General features: G+C 48.7%; 17 protein-coding genes and 1 rRNA gene. 9 read left to right on the top strand and 9 right to left on the bottom strand.

Annotation, left to right across the window (positions count from 1 at the left end):
• From ACFQNF_RS06335 to leuB, 3 genes are all read right to left on the bottom strand, one after another.
• Window positions 1–185 (bottom strand): 16S ribosomal RNA (locus ACFQNF_RS06335); the annotation flags it as partial.
• 368 nt (window positions 186–553) lie between these two features.
• On the bottom strand, window positions 554–1,516 hold the full coding sequence (locus ACFQNF_RS06340) for an Asd/ArgC dimerization domain-containing protein (protein WP_380187007.1): 963 nt from the start codon (window positions 1,514–1,516) through the stop codon (window positions 554–556).
• Between the two features lie 214 nt (window positions 1,517–1,730).
• Window positions 1,731–2,795 carry a 3-isopropylmalate dehydrogenase gene (gene leuB, locus ACFQNF_RS06345; protein ID WP_380187009.1) on the bottom strand — a complete coding sequence of 355 codons (1,065 nt, stop codon included), beginning with the start codon at window positions 2,793–2,795 and terminating at the stop codon, window positions 1,731–1,733.
• Between the two features lie 344 nt (window positions 2,796–3,139).
• Between leuB and ACFQNF_RS06350 the strand changes: the two genes are divergently transcribed.
• On the top strand, window positions 3,140–3,355 hold the full coding sequence (locus ACFQNF_RS06350) for a DUF1653 domain-containing protein (protein ID WP_380187011.1): 216 nt from the start codon (window positions 3,140–3,142) through the stop codon (window positions 3,353–3,355).
• An 80-nt stretch (window positions 3,356–3,435) separates the two neighbouring features.
• On the opposite strand, the gene ACFQNF_RS06355 is transcribed toward ACFQNF_RS06350, so the two are convergent.
• Window positions 3,436–4,230, bottom strand: a complete 795-nt coding sequence (locus ACFQNF_RS06355; RefSeq protein ID WP_380187013.1) for an outer membrane protein OmpK — start codon at window positions 4,228–4,230, stop codon at window positions 3,436–3,438.
• Window positions 4,231–4,716: 486 nt separating this feature from the next.
• On the opposite strand from ACFQNF_RS06355, the gene purT reads away from it, so the two are divergent.
• The 3 genes from purT (at window position 4,717) to ACFQNF_RS06370 (ending at window position 8,147) form a co-directional block, all read left to right on the top strand.
• Window positions 4,717–5,913 (top strand): formate-dependent phosphoribosylglycinamide formyltransferase, encoded by a 1,197-nt coding sequence (gene purT, locus ACFQNF_RS06360; protein WP_380187015.1) that lies wholly within the window; start codon window positions 4,717–4,719, stop codon window positions 5,911–5,913.
• 2 nt (window positions 5,914–5,915) lie between these two features.
• A complete protein-coding gene (locus tag ACFQNF_RS06365) occupies window positions 5,916–6,305 on the top strand; it encodes a group II truncated hemoglobin (protein ID WP_380187017.1) in 390 nt (129 codons plus the stop codon).
• 210 nt (window positions 6,306–6,515) lie between these two features.
• Complete coding sequence (locus ACFQNF_RS06370) at window positions 6,516–8,147, top strand: methyl-accepting chemotaxis protein (protein WP_380187018.1); 1,632 nt, start codon at window positions 6,516–6,518, stop codon at window positions 8,145–8,147.
• 61 nt (window positions 8,148–8,208) lie between these two features.
• Here the strand turns inward: ACFQNF_RS06370 and ACFQNF_RS06375 are convergent, their stop codons facing one another.
• Both ACFQNF_RS06375 and ACFQNF_RS06380 read right to left on the bottom strand, forming a co-directional pair.
• Entirely contained in the window at window positions 8,209–8,406 is a 198-nt protein-coding gene (locus ACFQNF_RS06375) for a DUF3460 family protein (protein ID WP_380187020.1), read from the bottom strand.
• Window positions 8,407–8,439: 33 nt separating this feature from the next.
• Entirely contained in the window at window positions 8,440–9,216 is a 777-nt protein-coding gene (locus ACFQNF_RS06380) for an inositol monophosphatase family protein (RefSeq protein ID WP_380187022.1), read from the bottom strand.
• Between the two features lie 347 nt (window positions 9,217–9,563).
• Here ACFQNF_RS06380 and bfr (ACFQNF_RS06385) point away from each other — a divergent pair, with 347 nt between their 5' ends.
• Window positions 9,564–10,034 (top strand): bacterioferritin, encoded by a 471-nt coding sequence (gene bfr, locus ACFQNF_RS06385; RefSeq protein WP_046353139.1) that lies wholly within the window; start codon window positions 9,564–9,566, stop codon window positions 10,032–10,034.
• 11 nt (window positions 10,035–10,045) lie between these two features.
• Window positions 10,046–10,513 carry a bacterioferritin gene (bfr, locus tag ACFQNF_RS06390; protein WP_380187024.1) on the top strand — a complete coding sequence of 156 codons (468 nt, stop codon included), beginning with the start codon at window positions 10,046–10,048 and terminating at the stop codon, window positions 10,511–10,513.
• A 101-nt stretch (window positions 10,514–10,614) separates the two neighbouring features.
• Here the strand turns inward: bfr (ACFQNF_RS06390) and dut are convergent, their stop codons facing one another.
• The 3 genes from dut to ACFQNF_RS06405 all read right to left on the bottom strand — a co-directional run bounded on the left by dut (window position 10,615) and on the right by ACFQNF_RS06405 (window position 13,621).
• Entirely contained in the window at window positions 10,615–11,064 is a 450-nt protein-coding gene (gene dut, locus ACFQNF_RS06395; protein ID WP_380187025.1) for a dUTP diphosphatase, read from the bottom strand.
• 4 nt (window positions 11,065–11,068) lie between these two features.
• The gene (gene coaBC, locus ACFQNF_RS06400) at window positions 11,069–12,250 is read right to left on the bottom strand and encodes a bifunctional phosphopantothenoylcysteine decarboxylase/phosphopantothenate--cysteine ligase CoaBC (protein ID WP_380187027.1); all 1,182 of its coding nucleotides are present in this window, start codon (window positions 12,248–12,250) and stop codon (window positions 11,069–11,071) included.
• A 426-nt stretch (window positions 12,251–12,676) separates the two neighbouring features.
• Entirely contained in the window at window positions 12,677–13,621 is a 945-nt protein-coding gene (locus ACFQNF_RS06405) for a helix-turn-helix transcriptional regulator (protein ID WP_380187029.1), read from the bottom strand.
• Window positions 13,622–13,794: 173 nt separating this feature from the next.
• Between ACFQNF_RS06405 and ACFQNF_RS06410 the strand changes: the two genes are divergently transcribed.
• From ACFQNF_RS06410 to ACFQNF_RS06420, 3 genes are all read left to right on the top strand, one after another.
• Window positions 13,795–15,762 carry a TonB-dependent receptor domain-containing protein gene (locus ACFQNF_RS06410; protein WP_380187031.1) on the top strand — a complete coding sequence of 656 codons (1,968 nt, stop codon included), beginning with the start codon at window positions 13,795–13,797 and terminating at the stop codon, window positions 15,760–15,762.
• Between the two features lie 113 nt (window positions 15,763–15,875).
• A complete protein-coding gene (gene radC / locus ACFQNF_RS06415) occupies window positions 15,876–16,565 on the top strand; it encodes a RadC family protein (RefSeq protein ID WP_380187033.1) in 690 nt (229 codons plus the stop codon).
• A 50-nt stretch (window positions 16,566–16,615) separates the two neighbouring features.
• Entirely contained in the window at window positions 16,616–17,593 is a 978-nt protein-coding gene (locus tag ACFQNF_RS06420) for a hypothetical protein (protein WP_380187035.1), read from the top strand.
• The last annotated feature ends 114 nt before the right edge of the window (window positions 17,594–17,707 follow it).

Below are 17,707 nucleotides of genomic sequence, written 5' to 3' on the forward strand. Positions count from 1 at the left end.
CCTCAGGGCGTATGCGGTATTAGCTATCCTTTCGGATAGTTATCCCCCATTACTAGGTACGTTCCGATATATTACTCACCCGTTCGCCACTCGTCAGCGGAGCAAGCTCCCTGTTACCGTTCGACTTGCATGTGTAAAGCATGCCGCCAGCGTTCAATCTGAGCCAGGATCAAACTCTTTAGTTTAATCACTAAGCTAGTACTTACTGGCTTACTTTATTCAGAGCAACCATCGCTGGTCACTCCTTACTAATGCAAGCACTTGTTTCGCTTCCGAATCAAGCACTCACACTCATCGACTGTATTTTTTTAAAGATCATTCGCTGCGGCTAGAACACTGTGTTGCTGTGCGTGCTGCAGCGAGAGGGCGAACTATACCGGCAGGGTCCTACCCGGTCAACACCCTTACTAAGATAAAACCGAGCAAGTCGCTAAGTCATTGATTAAACTGCACCACAAAAATAAATCAACACTCCCCGGCGAATAAAAGGCCAACTCAAACACTTGCTCTGGCATAGGAAAAGCCCACCAACAGGTGGGCTTCATGATAAACCTTAAGCCGCCGCGCCTAATAAGCGCAGCACCGCCATCGCGCCCAAGCGAGTATTATCCCCCGTCAGCCAAAGCGAAACACCCTGTCCACTGGAGCGTACACGGCTTACCCATACTTTATCGCCACCAATTACATCTTGTGGCGTAACCAAGCCTGCCGCGCCTTGCGCTTCTAATAGATAAACGCCTTCTGCATCTGTTAATGCCGCTTTTAAGGTATTTAAAGTCACATCATCCGCAAAGCGTACATTTAAGCTAATGCCATGACCAAAGAACATCGGCACACGGGTGCACGTCAGCGACATCGGCACATCCACACAAACGCTAGCCACTTCGGCAATGATGCGTGCCTCTTCAACACTGGCGCCAAACTCATCAATCGCACCAATGGAAGGGTGCAAATTAAACGCCATGCGCTTTGCGTAATGCTCGATTTGTACTTCGCTCTGCGCAAACAAGGCACGCGTTTGCTCGGATAGCTCGTCAATCGCCCGCTTGCCGTCTTGCGACACCGACAACATGGCCGTCACGGTTAAGCCAGAAAATGGCGCGGCTTTTGCTAATGCCTTGAGCACAGGCAACAAGACCGTGGTCACTTCGTGCGGCATGCGCGCTACACCGCCGCGTTTTAGGCGAGCATCAGCTTCCGCCAATGGCACATCGGCACCACCACTTAAATCGACCACGGCCGCGCCAGCATCCGCAGCAATTTTGGCAAAGCGCGCGGCGCAAGCGGTGTCTTCACCGCAGAACACCACCAAATCAGGCACTTCCCAGTTGAATTCTTCAACGCCCATAATCGGGAAATCTTGCCCACGAAACTCGACCATCTCGCCTTCATCCGCTACGGTCAGAGGGTAAAAAGTCGAGAATGATTGGGATGTTGCGCCCAATACTTCTAATAATGTTTCACCCGAAGTGCTATTTGCCCCAACAACAGCCAGAGAAAGCGGTTTTACAGCCATGATCAAATCCTTTTTAAAAAATACAAAAACCTAAATCTGTAGACACAGAGAACACGAAGTTAAAAACAGCACACGGAGAAAAACCGTAGGAATAGCCTCCATTAAAGAATGGCACGGCGGATCTGCTTTTGTTCACGGTTTTCGTCGTTGTACTGTCATAAAACAAACAGGGCGCAATATGCGCCCTGCTTATAGATGCGTCCATCTCACTATTTTACAAGGCCGCGACCACTGCGTCGCCCATTTCTGAGCAGCTTACTTTGCGGGTGCCTTCCTCAAAAATATCAGCGGTACGCAAACCATCGGCCAGCACTTTTTTCACCGCGCTTTCAATCCGCTGCGCAACTGCTTCTAAATTAAAGCTGTAACGCATCATCATCGCCACCGACAGAATCGTCGCGAGTGGATTAGCTAGATTTTTGCCTGCAATATCGGGCGCAGAGCCGTGACTAGGCTCGTACAGACCTTTATTATTAGCATCCAAGGACGCGGATGGCAGCATGCCGATCGAGCCAGTCAGCATCGATGCTTCATCGCTCAGAATATCGCCAAAGATATTGCCGGTGACCATCACATCAAATTGCTTAGGATTACGCACCAATTGCATGGCCGCGTTATCCACATACATATGGCTGAGCGTCACTTCAGGGTATTCCTTAGCCACATCAATCATGATTTCTTTCCAAAATTCAGTGGTTTCCAGCACATTGGCCTTATCCACCGAACACAGTTTTTTATTGCGCTTCATCGCAATACCGAAAGCCACATGGGCAATGCGGCGCACTTCTGATTCGGCGTAGAGCATGGTATTAAAACCTTCACGCTCACCGGCCGCATTGATGCGAATACCGCGTGGCTGACCAAAATAAATATCCCCCGTCAGCTCGCGCACAATCATGATATCTAGGCCACTGACCACTTCTGGCTTGAGCGTGGAAGCATTCGCCAGCTCAGGGTAAAGAATGGCTGGGCGTAAATTAGCAAATAGGCTTAAATCTTTACGAATCGCCAATAAACCACGCTCTGGGCGTAGCGGGCGATCCAGATTATCGTAAGCAGGGCCACCCACCGCCCCCAGCAACACCGCATCGGCCTCACGCGCTAATTTTTGCGTGACTTCTGGATAAGGCGAGCCGTACTGATCGTAAGCAGCACCACCCAAAGGCGCTTCTTCAAGCGTGATCGCTAGGCCTTCTTTTTGCAGCACTTCCAATACTTTGCGGGCTTCTCTGATAATTTCTGGGCCAATGCCATCGCCTGGCAATACTGCAATCTTCATACCGATCAACCTTTTGCTAGTCTTTAAATAGATTACAAGCGCAACAAGCGCTTGCGTAAAGATTCGCCCTGAATCTTACCTGCTATCGTCAAATACAGCCACTGTAAGGCACAGTTTTATCATCCCCACGCAGATTGAAGCACATGAACGCGTGGGCATAAAAACCTTGCCACCCTACAAAACCTCCTCCCCGGCAAAACTCACCTTGTGCCGTCATAAAAGAATTACTAAATCCAAACAATCAAACGGCTATTGTTTTACATGCGTAAAATAGGCAAAAAGCATATCTACTTATTTTAATATTTACCCAATACAAACAATCCATTAAACAATAAGGATATTCAATGAGCATCGTTGAAAACGGTATTTACCAGCATTATAAAGGCCCGCTTTACCAAGTAATGGGGGTCGCCAAGCACAGTGAAACCGAGGAAGAAATGGTGGTTTACCGCTGCCTTTATGGTGCGTTTGATCTTTGGGTAAGGCCGCTGGCGATGTTTACTGAGGAAGTCACTTATAACGGCGAAACGATGCCGCGCTTTCGTTGGCATTCAAAATAGTGAAATGACGTGGCATAAGTCATTTTGCACAACAAAAAACCCGCCATAGCGGGTTTTTTAAACATCATATCAATCCACAATTAGAAATTATATTTAGCCGTATAAATCATGGCATTCTGGTATGAAGCAGAGCCTAATTTATGATCTGCATAACGATATTGCAAGCCTGTGGTGAATTCTTTGCTGACATTCCACCAAAGAGAAACCGCGCCATTCTGACCCGTTGCATTACCCTTAGTAACTCCCCCTGCAGGGCTGCCCATCGTTAAGAACTGATCATCACGATTAAACTCTGTTTCGTGCCATTGCGTTGCCATAAAGGATTGGCCCAGCATCTGAAAACTATAGCCAGCCACATAACCCGCCATCACGCCATTAGCGTGTGCGCCGATATTGCGATCAAACTGCTGATGGCCACCAATAAAAGGCTTAATCCAGAAGTTACCATTTGAAAGGCTGGTACCCAAACCCAAAACACGGTTCTGGCTAAAAAAAGCACCATGATCGCGCGCATCATAAATATGCACATAGGCCTGCAATGGCACACCACCTAATTGCACTAAATTAAAGCGAGCAATGGCTTTAGCTGCATAGCGGCGCTTATCACGACCATCTGTTTCGCTGGCTCCCTTAGTTGGGTTTTCAACATCAAAGAAACCGTATGCTTCGCCCCAATCGCCACCAAAGCCACCCTCTACTTCTAAAAAGGCAAAGTCTTTTTTACCGGCAAATGCGCCTGCATTTGTGCGATCTTCGGTGCCATTAGACCAGTCCAGCCAATTAACACTCACATTCTTGAATGACCAATCATTAGCAGCAAATGCAGCAGGAGTAGCCAGGACGCTGGCTGCGACTAAAATATTGCGGAGTTTCATATTAAGCTCATCATTTTATTATTTAATTCGGTAGAAATCTGTAAACACGCAGCCCCCCAACCGATACAGGGGAGCGCAGCATAACGAGTTTATTTACGCCAGTAAATAAAATACGTTTAAAAAGCAGACTAATGGATTTAGCCGCGAATATTCTTGATAAAACATAAGAAAAGCTAACTATTACCATACGCAAACAATGCCAATGGAATAAAAAATAATAGAATTTATAAATAAAAAATCAGCAATAAATCAATACACTTACAACAATCCATTTTTATTCACACGAACAAACACACATTTCAGCTCGATTAGATTAAATCCATTTAAAAAACAAAGCACTACAATAAACACTGCAGCTCTAAGCATCTTAAGTCTGTTTCTTTTCAAGAGACAGTTTGATTGACTCATCTCGCGTTGGCAGCAAGCCAATCACGCAGCTGCATGTTAAAATCCGCCCCCTTCAAGTCTCTTGCCCCGGAAAAAACTATGCGTATCGGCACGCCTCTTTCTGCCTCCGCCACCAAAGTGATGCTGCTAGGAAGCGGCGAGCTAGGTAAAGAAGTCATCATCGCCTTGCAAAGGCTGGGCGTTGAAGTGATTGCGGTCGATCGCTATGCCAACGCGCCCGGCATGCAAGTGGCGCATCGCAGCCATGTGATTAATATGGCCGACCCGATTGCGCTGCGTGCCTTAATTGAGCTAGAACGCCCACATTTAATCGTGCCTGAAATCGAAGCAATTGCAACTTCTACCCTTTTAGAGATTGAGGCAGATGGCCTTGCCACGGTGATTCCAAGCGCGCGCGCCACTCATCTCACCATGAATCGTGAAGGAATTCGCCGCCTCGCTGCCGAAGAGCTAGGCTTGCCGACCTCCAGCTATCAATTCGCATCGTCTCTTGATGAAATGCGCAGTGCGATTGATGTTATCGGCTTACCGTGCCTGATTAAGCCCGTGATGTCGTCCTCTGGCAAAGGGCAATCGTTTATTCGTAACGCCGCCGAAATCGACGCCGCTTGGAGTTATGCCGCCAGCGGTAGCCGTGTTAATCAAGGCCGGGTGATTGTGGAAGGCTTTGTGGATTTTGAGTACGAAATCACCCTGCTGACCATCCGTGCGCTAGGCCAGTCTGGCGAGATTGAAACCTTTTTCTGCGACCCCATCGGCCATATCCAAAAAAATGGCGATTATATAGAAAGCTGGCAACCACAAGCGATGCGCCCACTGGCCTTAGAGCGCGCCCGTGATATTGCCCAGAAAATCACCCAAGATTTAGGTGGACGGGGTTTGTTTGGTGTGGAGCTGTTTGTAAAAGGCGACGATGTTTGGTTCTCCGAAGTCAGCCCGCGCCCGCACGATACCGGCCTTGTGACCCTCGCTAGCCAGCGCTTTTCAGAGTTTGAACTCCACGCCCGCGCTATTTTAATGCTGCCGATTGATGCCACGTTGCGCGAACCCGCAGCCAGCGCAGTGATTTACGGCGGCATGGAAAAAACTGCGATTGCCTTTGAAGGCCTAGAGCAAGCGCTGGCCGTACCGCGTGCCGATCTGCGACTATTTGGTAAGCCAGAAAGCTTTACCCGCCGCCGCATGGGCGTGGCACTGGCGGCAGGCGTAGACACCGATGAAGCACGTAGCCGCGCCAAGCTGGCTGCCAGTTTAGTTAAGCCAGTAAAAGGTTAAATATGCAAAAAGTAGCAGAAATGACGCCTTACCAACTCTTAGGTGGCGATGCGGTATTGCGCCAATTAGTCGATCGCTTTTACGACATTATGTATAGCGACCCACGCGCCAGCGGTATTCGCGCCATGCACAATCAAGACAGCACGCTGATTCGCGATAAGTTTTTTGATTTTTTATCGGGTTGGCTAGGCGGACCGCAGCGCTTTATTGAAAAACACGGCCACCCCATGCTACGTGCACGCCACATGCCTTTTTCGATTGGAGAAGATGAACGCGATCAATGGTTGATGTGCATGTTTCAGGCCATGGAAGAAACTCCGATGGAAACCACTTTGCGTGAGCATTTAGAAGATGCGTTTTTCCGCACGGCTGACTTTATGCGTAATAAATAACACCCACTCAATACCCTGCAATTAATACCTGATTGACCCCACATCATTATGCCAATACCGTATTCATTCAATTGAATGCGGTATTTTTTTTGCTCAAGGCGCCGATTAAATCCCTTCTTTAAAATATTCTTCGACCCATTGCGCTTTCTACTGGCAATACCGTCAATCAACTCTACAATCTATAACAACTGCTTCCCTTTGGAGAACTCCATGCTATCTAAATTTACAATTGCCGCAAGGCTGGCTGGTGGGTTTGCCCTGCTGCTTTTTTTACTCGTCAGCGTGGGTGCAATCGGCCTGTGGGGGCTTAATCGCCAAGAAAGCTTAAGCAACAATATGCTGCAACATAACTTAGGCTATTCACTCGATTTAATTGAAGCACGCCATCAAATCACCGATTTACGCCGCTTCGAAAAAGATATTTTTCTTAATTTTGAAAATGCAGAAAAAATAACCGAGTACAAAAGCAAATGGGATCAAGCACTGGATAAAACACAAGCTGCGATCAAAAGCAGCGAAAGCAATGCTGAAGCAGCCGACCTGCAAAAAATTAACGAATTAAGTCAGAATCTAAAAAGCTACGCCGAAGGATTTAAAGACGTATTTAAAGAAATCCAATCAGGTAAATATCAAAAAGCCAGTGAAATCAATGCTGCCTTTTCTAAATTTAAAGAACCTGTGCGCGCCATGCAAGATGGCCTGACCAAGCTGGCTGACGATGCCATCAACCTTGCCAAAGGGATGGACGAAACCCTCAGTACACTGACGGCAGCCACCATCAGCATCTCACTTACTCTGATGTTTTTTGCCATTTTAATTGGCATAGCCAGTGCCTTGATGATTATTCGCAGCATCCGTCGCCCGCTTGCTGCCCTGCAAGAAACGATTACAGAAATAGATAATACCGGCAATTTAGCCCTGAGATTAGATCAATCGGGACAGGATGAAATCAGCCAATCTTCAGCAGTGATTAACCGCCTGCTGATCAGCATGAGTAAAGTGATCAGCGAATCACGCAAAAACTCCAGCCTATTATTAATTTCATCTGAAACGCTTTCTACTGCAGCCCGGCAAATGACGGATTCATCAGAGATTCAATCGTCGGCATCCAGTGCCACCGCTGCCGCAGTCGAAGAGCTTTCCGTCAGTGTCAATATGATCTCCAGCAGCGCAGAAGGACTAAACGCAGAAGCACGGCGTGGCGCATCTACTGCCGCCGAAGGCGCACTCTCTGCCAACCGCACTGCAAATGAAATCCGTCAGATTGCAGAAAACATCAACAGCTCGGCCGCAGTGATCGATCAGCTCAATCAACGCTCTGGTGAAATTGGCAGCATTGTGATGGTGATTAAAGACATTGCCGATCAAACCAATCTGCTGGCGCTCAATGCCGCCATTGAAGCAGCCCGGGCAGGAGATTTAGGCCGTGGCTTTGCCGTTGTAGCTGATGAAGTCAGAAAACTGGCTGAACGCACCACCCAAGCCACCACCGAAATCACCAGCAAAATTGAAGCCGTGCAAAGAGACACCAGCACCGCCTCAGAAGGAATGCAGCACGCCAGCCGCATGGTGGAAAGCGGCGTTAGAAACACACAAAGCGTGGCTGAATCGCTGGCCAATCTGGAGCAGCAATCCAAAAACACCGTGAACGACATCGCCCAAATGGCCGATGCCATTGGCGAGCAAAGTTCGGCCAGCCAAGATATTGCCAACAATATCGAAAAAATTGCCCAGGCAAGTGAAGAAAACCACGCTACCGCCAGCAGCACCAGCGATCTTTCTGAAGAGCTACGCGGGATTGCTTCAACACTTAATACCCTGATCAGTCAATACCGCACTTAAATAACGTCCACGTAAAAACACCGCCGTTTTCTCAAACGGCGGTGTTTTTTATGCCTAAGACTTAATCAGCCTGATAAGGGTAAGGCTTTTGCTGAATCTGTGACGCCACCGTGCGAGCACGCTCGTCTAAATCCAACGGCGCTTTATCCCAAAGCAGTGCACGGCCTTCTAACTGGCCTTCAGCCACTTCAGGATTATCCCCCAAATAGCCACGCATAAACTGGGTGAATTCTGAAACGTATTGAGTGTTCTTAAACATGGTCATCCACGTTAGATGTGACGAATAAATCCATTATACCGCGTTCAGCAGAAATGGCAGAGCTGCCGCATGTAATATTGGGTTTGCAGCGGCCAAAACCCGCCCTTCGCTATGCATATCCAGCGCTTTGCCCTGCCAATCGGTCATACGCCCACCTGCACCGTTCACCACAGGGGCAAGCGCGGCAAAGTCATGTAGTTTTAAGCCTTCTTCCACCACTAGCTCCAGCCAGCCGCTTGCCACCTGCGCATACAAATAACCATCGCCACCATAGGTATTAAAGCGGCACTGCTCTGACAAACGCGCAAAGCCAGCCGCGCCTGCATCCAGGTACTGCGGCCCCGTTGTGCCTAATCTTGCCCCTTGCAGCTGCTCGATTTGATTGGCCACCACCGGCTCGCCATTGAACCAAGCCCCCTGCCCGGTAATACCCAGCCAGCGCTCATTCTGGATCGGCTGATTAATAATGCCCAATACCGGCTTGCCGTGATGTAAGAGACCTATCAGCGTTACAAACAAGGCCCTACCCACGGTAAACGACTTGGTGCCATCAATCGGGTCCAGCACCCACACCCACTCGGCGTCTTCTCGCTCGTGGCCAAACTCTTCGCCGATGATGCCATCTTGCGGACGGATTTTTTGGATCAACTCGCGCATGACACGCTCCGCCTCACGATCTGCAATGGTCACGGGGCTGTGGTCATTTTTATCATCAATCGCCAGCGGGCTACGAAAATACGGGCGTATCGCTGCAGCGCTGGCGTCCGCCAGTTGCGCCGCAAGTGCAATCATTTCATCGGGCAATCGCATTTGAACTCCGAAGCAGAAATAGAGGGATGCAAAAGTAGCATAAACCACAGTTAAATAATAATGGTTTTTATTCATTGAATAATATGATTGTAAACATTGAAGCAATTGAAATTAATCCTCATTTATATTTCAACAAAAATCCATAATATAAAAAAGAACCATTCTTAATAAAAACCAATAAATTTCAAATGGCACAATAAACAGTGGCAAAGCCTAAAAAAAAGAATAAAATGAGCGCTGAGATATAAAAATAGATTTAATGCAATTAGTTCTCATTAGGGAGCAAATCCCAAAATCACCCGCAGCTTATTAATCATAAATAAGCGCTGGCCACTGGAGAATACAAAATGCAAGGTAGCAAACTCGTCCTTAGCTCGCTCAATAGCGTACTAGGCAATGAATTAATTGCAATCAATCAATTCTTCTTACACGCGCGTATGTACCGTAACTGGGGCTTAAAAAAGCTGAACGACGCCGTATATCACGAATCAATTGATGCCATGAAACGGGCAGACAAGCTGATCACTCGCATTCTGATGCTTGAAGGCCTGCCTAATTTACAACAGCTCGGCAAATTGTATATCGGCGAAAATACGCCTGAAATGCTGGAATGTGATCTAAAACTGGTCAGCAGCCATCTCACCACTTTGCGCCAGGCCATTGAAACCTGTGAGCTGGAGCAAGACTACGTTTCACGCGATATTCTGGAAGACCTGCTCGAAGACGAAGAAGAATACGTTGATTGGCTAGAAACCCAAGCCGAATTACAAGTTTCACTCGGCCTAGCAAATTATCTCCAATCACAAATCGACGCCTAAGGAAGATCATCATGCAAGGTAAACAAAATGTAATCGCAGGCTTAAAAGAGCTGCTGGTTACCGAACTCACCTCCGTCGACCAATATTTTGTACATAGCCAGATGTATCACAACTGGGGCTATAGCAAGCTCTATGAGCGCATCGATCACGAGCGCCAGGATGAAATTGGTCATTCCACCCTTTTAATTGCCCGTATTCTCTTCCTCGGTGGCATTCCCGATGTAGCAGGCCGCGATGCCCTGCGTATTGGTGCCGATGTGCCAGCCATGCTGCACAACGATCTGCTCACCGAATACGATGTAGCCACCGCCCTTAAACGCGTTATCGCGGTTTGCGAGCAAGAGCAAGACTATGTCACCCGTAATATGCTGATTAAGCTTTTAGACGATACAGAGCAAGATCATGCACATTGGCTAGAACAACAACTCGGCCTAATTAAAGCCATTGGCCTGCCTAATTACTTGCAGAGCCAAATGTAAAGCTGGCAACCCTGCCATAAAAAAGCCGCGTCTTTCTACCTACAGAAGACGCGGCTTTTTCGTGCCATTTCAATCGGCTACTTAGCGATTGATTGGCAGAATCAATGCTTACCCGTACTACCAAACCCACCTTCACCACGATCTGAATCGGAAAATTCATCGACCAGATTAAATTCCACCTGCACCACGGGCACAATCACCAGCTGGGCGATGCGCTCCATCGGCTGGATGGTAAATGGCACTTGGCTGCGATTCCATACCGAGACAAAAATTTGTCCTTGGTAATCTGAATCGATCAATCCCACTAAATTGCCCAACACAATGCCGTGCTTATGGCCAAGACCGGAGCGCGGCAGAATCATGGCGGCAAGGCCCGGATCATCCAAATGCAGTGCCATGCCGGTTGGCACCAGCTGAGTGGCTCCCGGCGCCAGCTCCATCGGTACATCAAGGCAAGCGCGTAAATCAAGGCCAGCGGAGCCTTTGGTGGCGTATTGCGGCAGATTTTCTTTCAACCGACCATCTAAAATCTTTACATCAATCTGAGACATTTTCTTACCTTTTTTGATAAAGCCGCGCGATATGCGCAATCAAACGGCGTGCTACATCGAGCTTGGGGGCGCGAGTTAATCGGGTTTCACCATCATCATCAAGCAAAATAATTTCATTTTCATCAGAGCCCATCGCGTTTTGCACTAAATTAGCCGCCAGCAGCGGTAGTTTTTTGCGCTTACGCTTGGCTTCTGCGTATTCCAGTAGGTTTTCAGATTCAGCAGCAAAGCCCACGCAAAATGGTGGATTATCCCGCGCCGTGATATTGGCCAGAATATCCGGATTAGGGCCCAACTCCAAAGTAAGGATATGCGCGTCTTTTTTGATTTTTTGCTCAGAAGGATTAAGCACGTAATAATCAGAAACGGCGGCCACACTGATAAAGATATCGGCTTCTTCTACTTCAGCATTCACGGCTTGCAGCATTTCCTCGGCACTGACCACATCAATACGGCGGCAACCTAGTGGCGTAGGCAAGGCCGTTTCGCCTGACACCAGCACCACATCCGCACCAGACTCCCAAGCCGCACGGGCAATGGCGTAGCCCATTTTGCCTGAGCTGCTATTAGTGATGCCACGTACGGCGTCGATACGCTCGAACGTGGGGCCTGCAGTAATCAATACCCGCTTACCGGACAATAATTTAAGCTGAAAAAATGCATCGATATGCTGCAACAGCGCTTCAGGCTCCAGCATCCGGCCAAGACCTATTTCTCCGCAGGCCTGCTCGCCCTCACCCGGCCCCAGAATATGCACGCCATCAGAAATCAGCTGCGCCACATTGCGCTGATTAGGCGGGTTTTCCCACATTTGCCGATTCATGGCGGGCGCTAATAACAGCGGGCAATCTCTGGCGGCCACTAAGGTAGACAGCAAATCATCCGCAAAACCATTTGCCACTTTCGCCATAAAATCAGCCGTAGCCGGAGCCACGACAATGGCGTGAGCGCCGCGGGTTAAATCAATATGCGCCATATTATTCGGCGCGCGACCATCCCATAGATCAACAAACACGGGGCGGCCCGATACCGCTTGAAAGGTAACCGGCCCAACAAAATGGGTTGCGGCCTCAGTCATCACCACTTGAACTTCATAAGACGCTTTCGTGAGTAAGCGCACCAGTTCCACAGATTTATACGCGGCAACGCCGCCGGTGACCCCAAGTACGATGCGTTTTTGGCTCATGGCTAAGCTCTCTTAAATAAGACACAGACGATAGTTTAACTGAGGATAGACCATAAGTACTGTTGGATAGGAGTAAGCCGGAGCCAGACATTTGTAGAGAAGGCACTGAGCATTACTGACGTATGCGTAGCGCGGGCAAAGCCAGTCCATTTTTTACATACTTAGTTCAACCGCTCTACACAACAAAATTTAGATGGTCTCTCTATTTTTGACAGAAGCATTGAATGCTGTGGTTATAGCCATATATTTCGGACTGGGACGGTAGAAAGTGCTTGTTGCTGAGGTAAAGGCGTCGTTTTTTCACGGACTATGTCGACGTTCTTCTATAAGAGGTCTGACTTGCTTGTGAAGCAGGCAGCAGACTGGGATTTTACCGGCCCCGCTGTGTTAACAGGGCTTTGATTTTTCCAAACGGTGCAGGCAAGACTAAATACCCCCTCGCACCGCCTGCCTTGGTGTAAAGCCAAATTCACGCTTAAACGCAGTAGCAAAGTTAGCAGGGTTGCTATAGCCAGCCAGAAGAGCGGCATCCAGCACGCTGCACGCTTCGCCTTCCAGTGTCAGGCGGGCTTCTTGCAATTTGTGGCGACGTAGCCAGGCAAAGATACTCATGCCATGCACGGCTCTAAATTCTCTTTGCAAGGTCGTGGCATTGCTGCCCAGCGCCAAAGCCATTTGCTCCAGCGACATTATACAAGCGCCATCTGATTGTAATAATTCAATTAACTCCGCCACACGGCTGCGCGAACGAGCCTTGATAGGCACCGCTTGATTAAGCTCGCCCAAAGCAGCCAGAATCAGCTCCAGCGCAGCGCATTCACAATATATTTTATGCAAATAAGGTGTGCGATATGCGGGCTGTAACAGGCCATTGGCCAGCTGTAATATTTGGCGGCTGGCACTCAGTTTGCGATGGGCCAAATGCTGCGTGCAAAACTGGGCAACGCTCTTAAAATCAGCCATAGCAGATAATCCGCCCTCTTCGAACCAACTTGGCTCTAAAGCGATCACAACCTGACGCTGATATCCGGGCTGATTAATACTGCGCTGCAACACCTCGTCTTCAACACTGGAAACCAGCAGGCAACGATTATCTGCACCCAGCTCCAACGGCAAAGCACCGAAGCGGGCATCCACTTTTCCTTCCAGCATCATAATCAGCCTTAGACCGGGGCTAAGCGGGCCTTCACTTCGATGCGCCTGCAAAAATTCAATCTCATTGCCATGCAACGCTAAGCCCGGACGCAGATCCTCCACCACAAAGCGGCCACGCAGCAGCGGGCCTTCTTGCCGGGTCACTTCGTGCTGTGCTTCATCGCCAAATAAGCGAGCCAGGTCGGCTTGATGAAAATCAATGTCGCTCTTACTCATTTCAGACCTCTATATCGCGCGACAAAAAACACATCCCGCCGAGGAGATTTGCCGTTATCGCAAAGCTTTTATTGCCATACACAAAGGACATCAGGCACGACGTGTGTAAGAATGCCACCATTCTAATGAAAATCATTCTCATCTGAAAGATAAGAATGTTGATGGAGCTTTTGATGTTGACCCTACCCCCGCTTCCTGTGCGCGCCTTAGTGGCTTTATTGCCATTGGCCTTCAATGTTTATGCCGAAAATATTGTTCAGCTACCCGCAGTGCAAGTTGAAGCGCAAACGCCCACCCAAGATGGCGTAATTGGCCGAACTGAGCTGCAAAAAAGCCAGGCACGTGATTTACACGATGTGTTTCGCAACGATGCTGAGGTGAGCATTGGCGGAGGTGGCAGCCCGGTCACTCAAAAAATGTACGTACGCGGCGTAGAAGAAGCCCTACTCAATGTATCGGTGGATGGTGCCACGCAAAATAATCATCTGTATCACCATCAAAGCGCGCTGATTATTGATCCGGCTTTAATTAAGCGTGTTGAAGTAGAAAAAGGCACGGCAGCGGCCAGCGCTGGCCCTGGCGCTTTAGGCGGCGCGATGCGCGTACTGACTGTTGATGCGGCAGATCTATTACGGGAAGGCCAGAACACAGGGGCTATTTTGTCGGGCAGTGTAATGAGTAATGACGGCTGGAAAACCGGCGCAACGGTGTATGGCCGCTTTGGCAGCGTGGACGCCTTATTATCTGCTAGCCACCTTGATCTGGCTGATTACAAAAGCGGTAGCGGTGTAGAAGAAATCAATTCAGGCTCTGAGCAGCGCAATCTCTTATTTAAGCTGGGGCTTAATCTGGCCGAAAATCAACGCCTGTCTATCAATCATCAAGCCAGCGAAGATAAAGGCGTCCGCTATTTACGCGCCAATATGGTGGGCTTCAAACACCCCGTTTTGCCCAATGAAGCCATGCCACAAAGCCTGCTGCGTAATACCACCACATTCAAATACGATGGCAGCGGTTTTGGCCCTGTTGCCCGCATTGAATCAACGCTTTATCAATCAAAAATAGAAGGTGATCGTACCGACAAAACCGGCGCGTACAGCAGCGAATCGCTCACCACCCAAGGCTTGGATATCGGATTAAAAAGCGCCATTGGCGATCACATCGTTAAATACGGCCTGAACTTACGTAAAGAAAGCTCACAAAGCAATCAGATCCGCAACCCTTACGGCAATACCGGCAGTGGCAAAGAAGAAAATAAAATAGCGGGTGGCTATGTTGAAGGCCTGCTCGACTTTGGCAGGGTAAATCTAAGCAGCGGGCTGCGTTACGATCGCTACAACTACACTGATAATCATCAGCAAAACTTTAAAAGCGATGGCTTTTCGCCAAGCGCGGGCGTAAGCGTGCAAGTCAGCGACAGCCTCTTACTTAAAGCAGGCTATGCTCAGGCACTGCGTGGTGCGGGCCTCAATGAAGTCTTTTTACTCGATATGATCGAGTGGAAAAACGCGCCAAAAATCGAGCCAGAAAAAGCCAGCAATACTGAAGTCGGCTTTGTCTTCGCTAACAATGGCTTTAAGTTAAGCGGAAATTTATTCAAGCAGCGCATCAAAAACTTTATTGATGTCACCGAATGCAGCGCTGACGCGGATTGCAGAACGAATGTAGGCGATGCCGAAATCACTGGTTATGAGCTCAGTACAGGTTACCAACTCGGCAGCCTGCGTCTTGGCGCATCCGTCGCCAAAAGTGATTCAGATCGTAATGGCCGCGCCTTCAATGATGGCAATCAGGGCCTAGGCACCAGCTATGGCCGCAGCTGGACCACCTATGCCGCCTACGATATGCCTGCCTATGATGTACAGCTGGGCTGGCAAGGGCGCTTTGTAGAGGCCTTGGATTACCAGCCTGTATCAAGCAATGCCACGCTGACCAAGGCAGGCTATGGCGTTAACGATGTATATGTAAACTGGCTGCCGCTTAATAAAGACACACTCACCGTGCGTCTGTCGGTAAAAAATATCTTTGATCAGCAGTACTACGATCAAGCCACCTTTGCCTACCATGGCCGCCTGAAAAAAGTATTGGGCCATCCAGAAGCGGGCCGTGATGTGCGTTTAGAAGCCAGCTACAAGTTCTAAAAGCAATAATCCAAGGGGCAAAGCCTGCTAAGCGCCGAGCCCCTGTACCACCCATCATCGGATGCATGCAAAACCAGCACCACAAACGGCCTACACTCAAAACATCCTATTGAATGATGTCTTTGCTGATGGCAATCACCGACTGGCCCGAAGACGAGCGCCCCAGAGAGAAGCTACTGGCCCACGGTGCAGAAAGCCTAAGCGACGCTGAGCTGCTCGCGCTGTTTTTACGCGTCGGCGTGAAGGGTAAAAGCGCAGTCGATTTAGCCCGTGATCTGCTGCTTTACTTTGGCTCTTTAGAAAAACTATTCCATGCGCCGCATAATGCACTGTGCCAGATTCATGGCATGGGCTCGGCCAAGTACTGCCAGCTACAAGCCATCCTCGAAATGTCTAAACGCGCACTTAGCGAAGAGCTGCGCAGCAATGACGCGTTTACCTCACCCGCATCGGTTAAAGCGTTTTTAAAACTACGGTTGCGCGGCTTGGATCACGAAGAATTCCACGCCCTGTTTCTAAATACCGCCCACCAGCTCATCAGCGCCGAAACACTATTTAAAGGCTCACTTTCTGAAACCCGCATTTACCCCCGCGAAGTAGCAAGGCGCGCTTTAACCCTGAATGCGGCCGCCGTCATCGTGGCGCATAATCACCCATCGGGCAGCCCGCAGCCTTCTGATGCAGATCTCCACATCACCCAACAATTACGAAATACCTTAGAAATAATTGATGTACGCTTACTTGATCACTGCATTGTTGCCGCACATCAGGTCATCTCGATGGCAGAACTCGGCCTGCTCTAAATAAGCCAGTGTCAACGTCGATAGGAGAGAGATACTCTGGAGCCGCCATCATGCGCATCACACACAGCCAGGTCAGCCTTGTTGCTGAGCGTTATTTTCATTCCGAACAAACACAATCATTCCGCATCAATCTGCAAGCCGCCAACCGCCCTTCTCCACCCGATACCGAAGTAGAAATTTCCTCAGCGGCACACAATCAATTTTCTTTAAGTACGCTTGATCAGCGTGTTTCACTGATTAAAAGCTTGCTGGAAAGTATTCTGGGTTATGAAATCAAATTCTGGGGCTTTGATAAAGAGGCGCCCGCAGAGCCAGTACTCGAGCAAGCCGAGCAAAACCCTCCGCTGTCAACGCAAGGTGGCTTTTCTATTGAATCGGCAAATCACTATTCAGAAACAGAAAGCACTCAGTTTCAGGCAAAAGGCAAAATACAAACGTCTGATGGCCGGGAAATTCAATTTGCGGCTGAGCTGTCTTTAAGCCGCAGCTACCAGTTTTCCACACAAACAGGCGTTTATTCCGGCAATCTAGAAAAACCCAAAAAAGACCCGCTAGTGATCAATTACGCCACTCCTGCCGCCCTTTTGTCAGACAAAAAATTCAGTTTTGATCTCGCAAGCGATGGCTCGCAACAGAAAGTAAGCTTACTCAAATCTGGCAGCGGCTTTCTTGCTCTGGATAAAAATGGGGATGGCAAAATAAATCAGGGCAGCGAGCTATTTGGTACACAAAGCGGCAATGGCTTTGCTGATTTAACACAATATGATGAAGACAAAAATAGCTGGATCGACGCAGGAGACAGTATCTTTGCCCAATTAAAACTCTGGATCAAAGATGATAGCAACAATGAGCAACTGCTTAGCCTCAGCGACAAAGGCATAGGCGCGCTCTTTCTTGGCCATGCTAAAGCGAATTTTGATCTAAACAATCAGCATAATGAGCAACTGGGCCAGATACGTGCATCGGGTATTTATTTAAGGGAAGACGGCAGTGGCGGCAGCATGCAGCAAATCGACCTTACAATCTAAATTGCACAACAAAAGCAGGTAAAAATACCATACCAGAGGGATGTGTTGCGCCTTAGATACAGCTCTCTACTATTTCCCGTAATTCGATTGCGACTGCAATAGTGAATAGCCTCT

Source organism: Iodobacter arcticus, assembly GCF_042664895.1.
Lineage (GTDB): Bacteria > Pseudomonadota > Gammaproteobacteria > Burkholderiales > Chitinibacteraceae > Iodobacter > Iodobacter arcticus.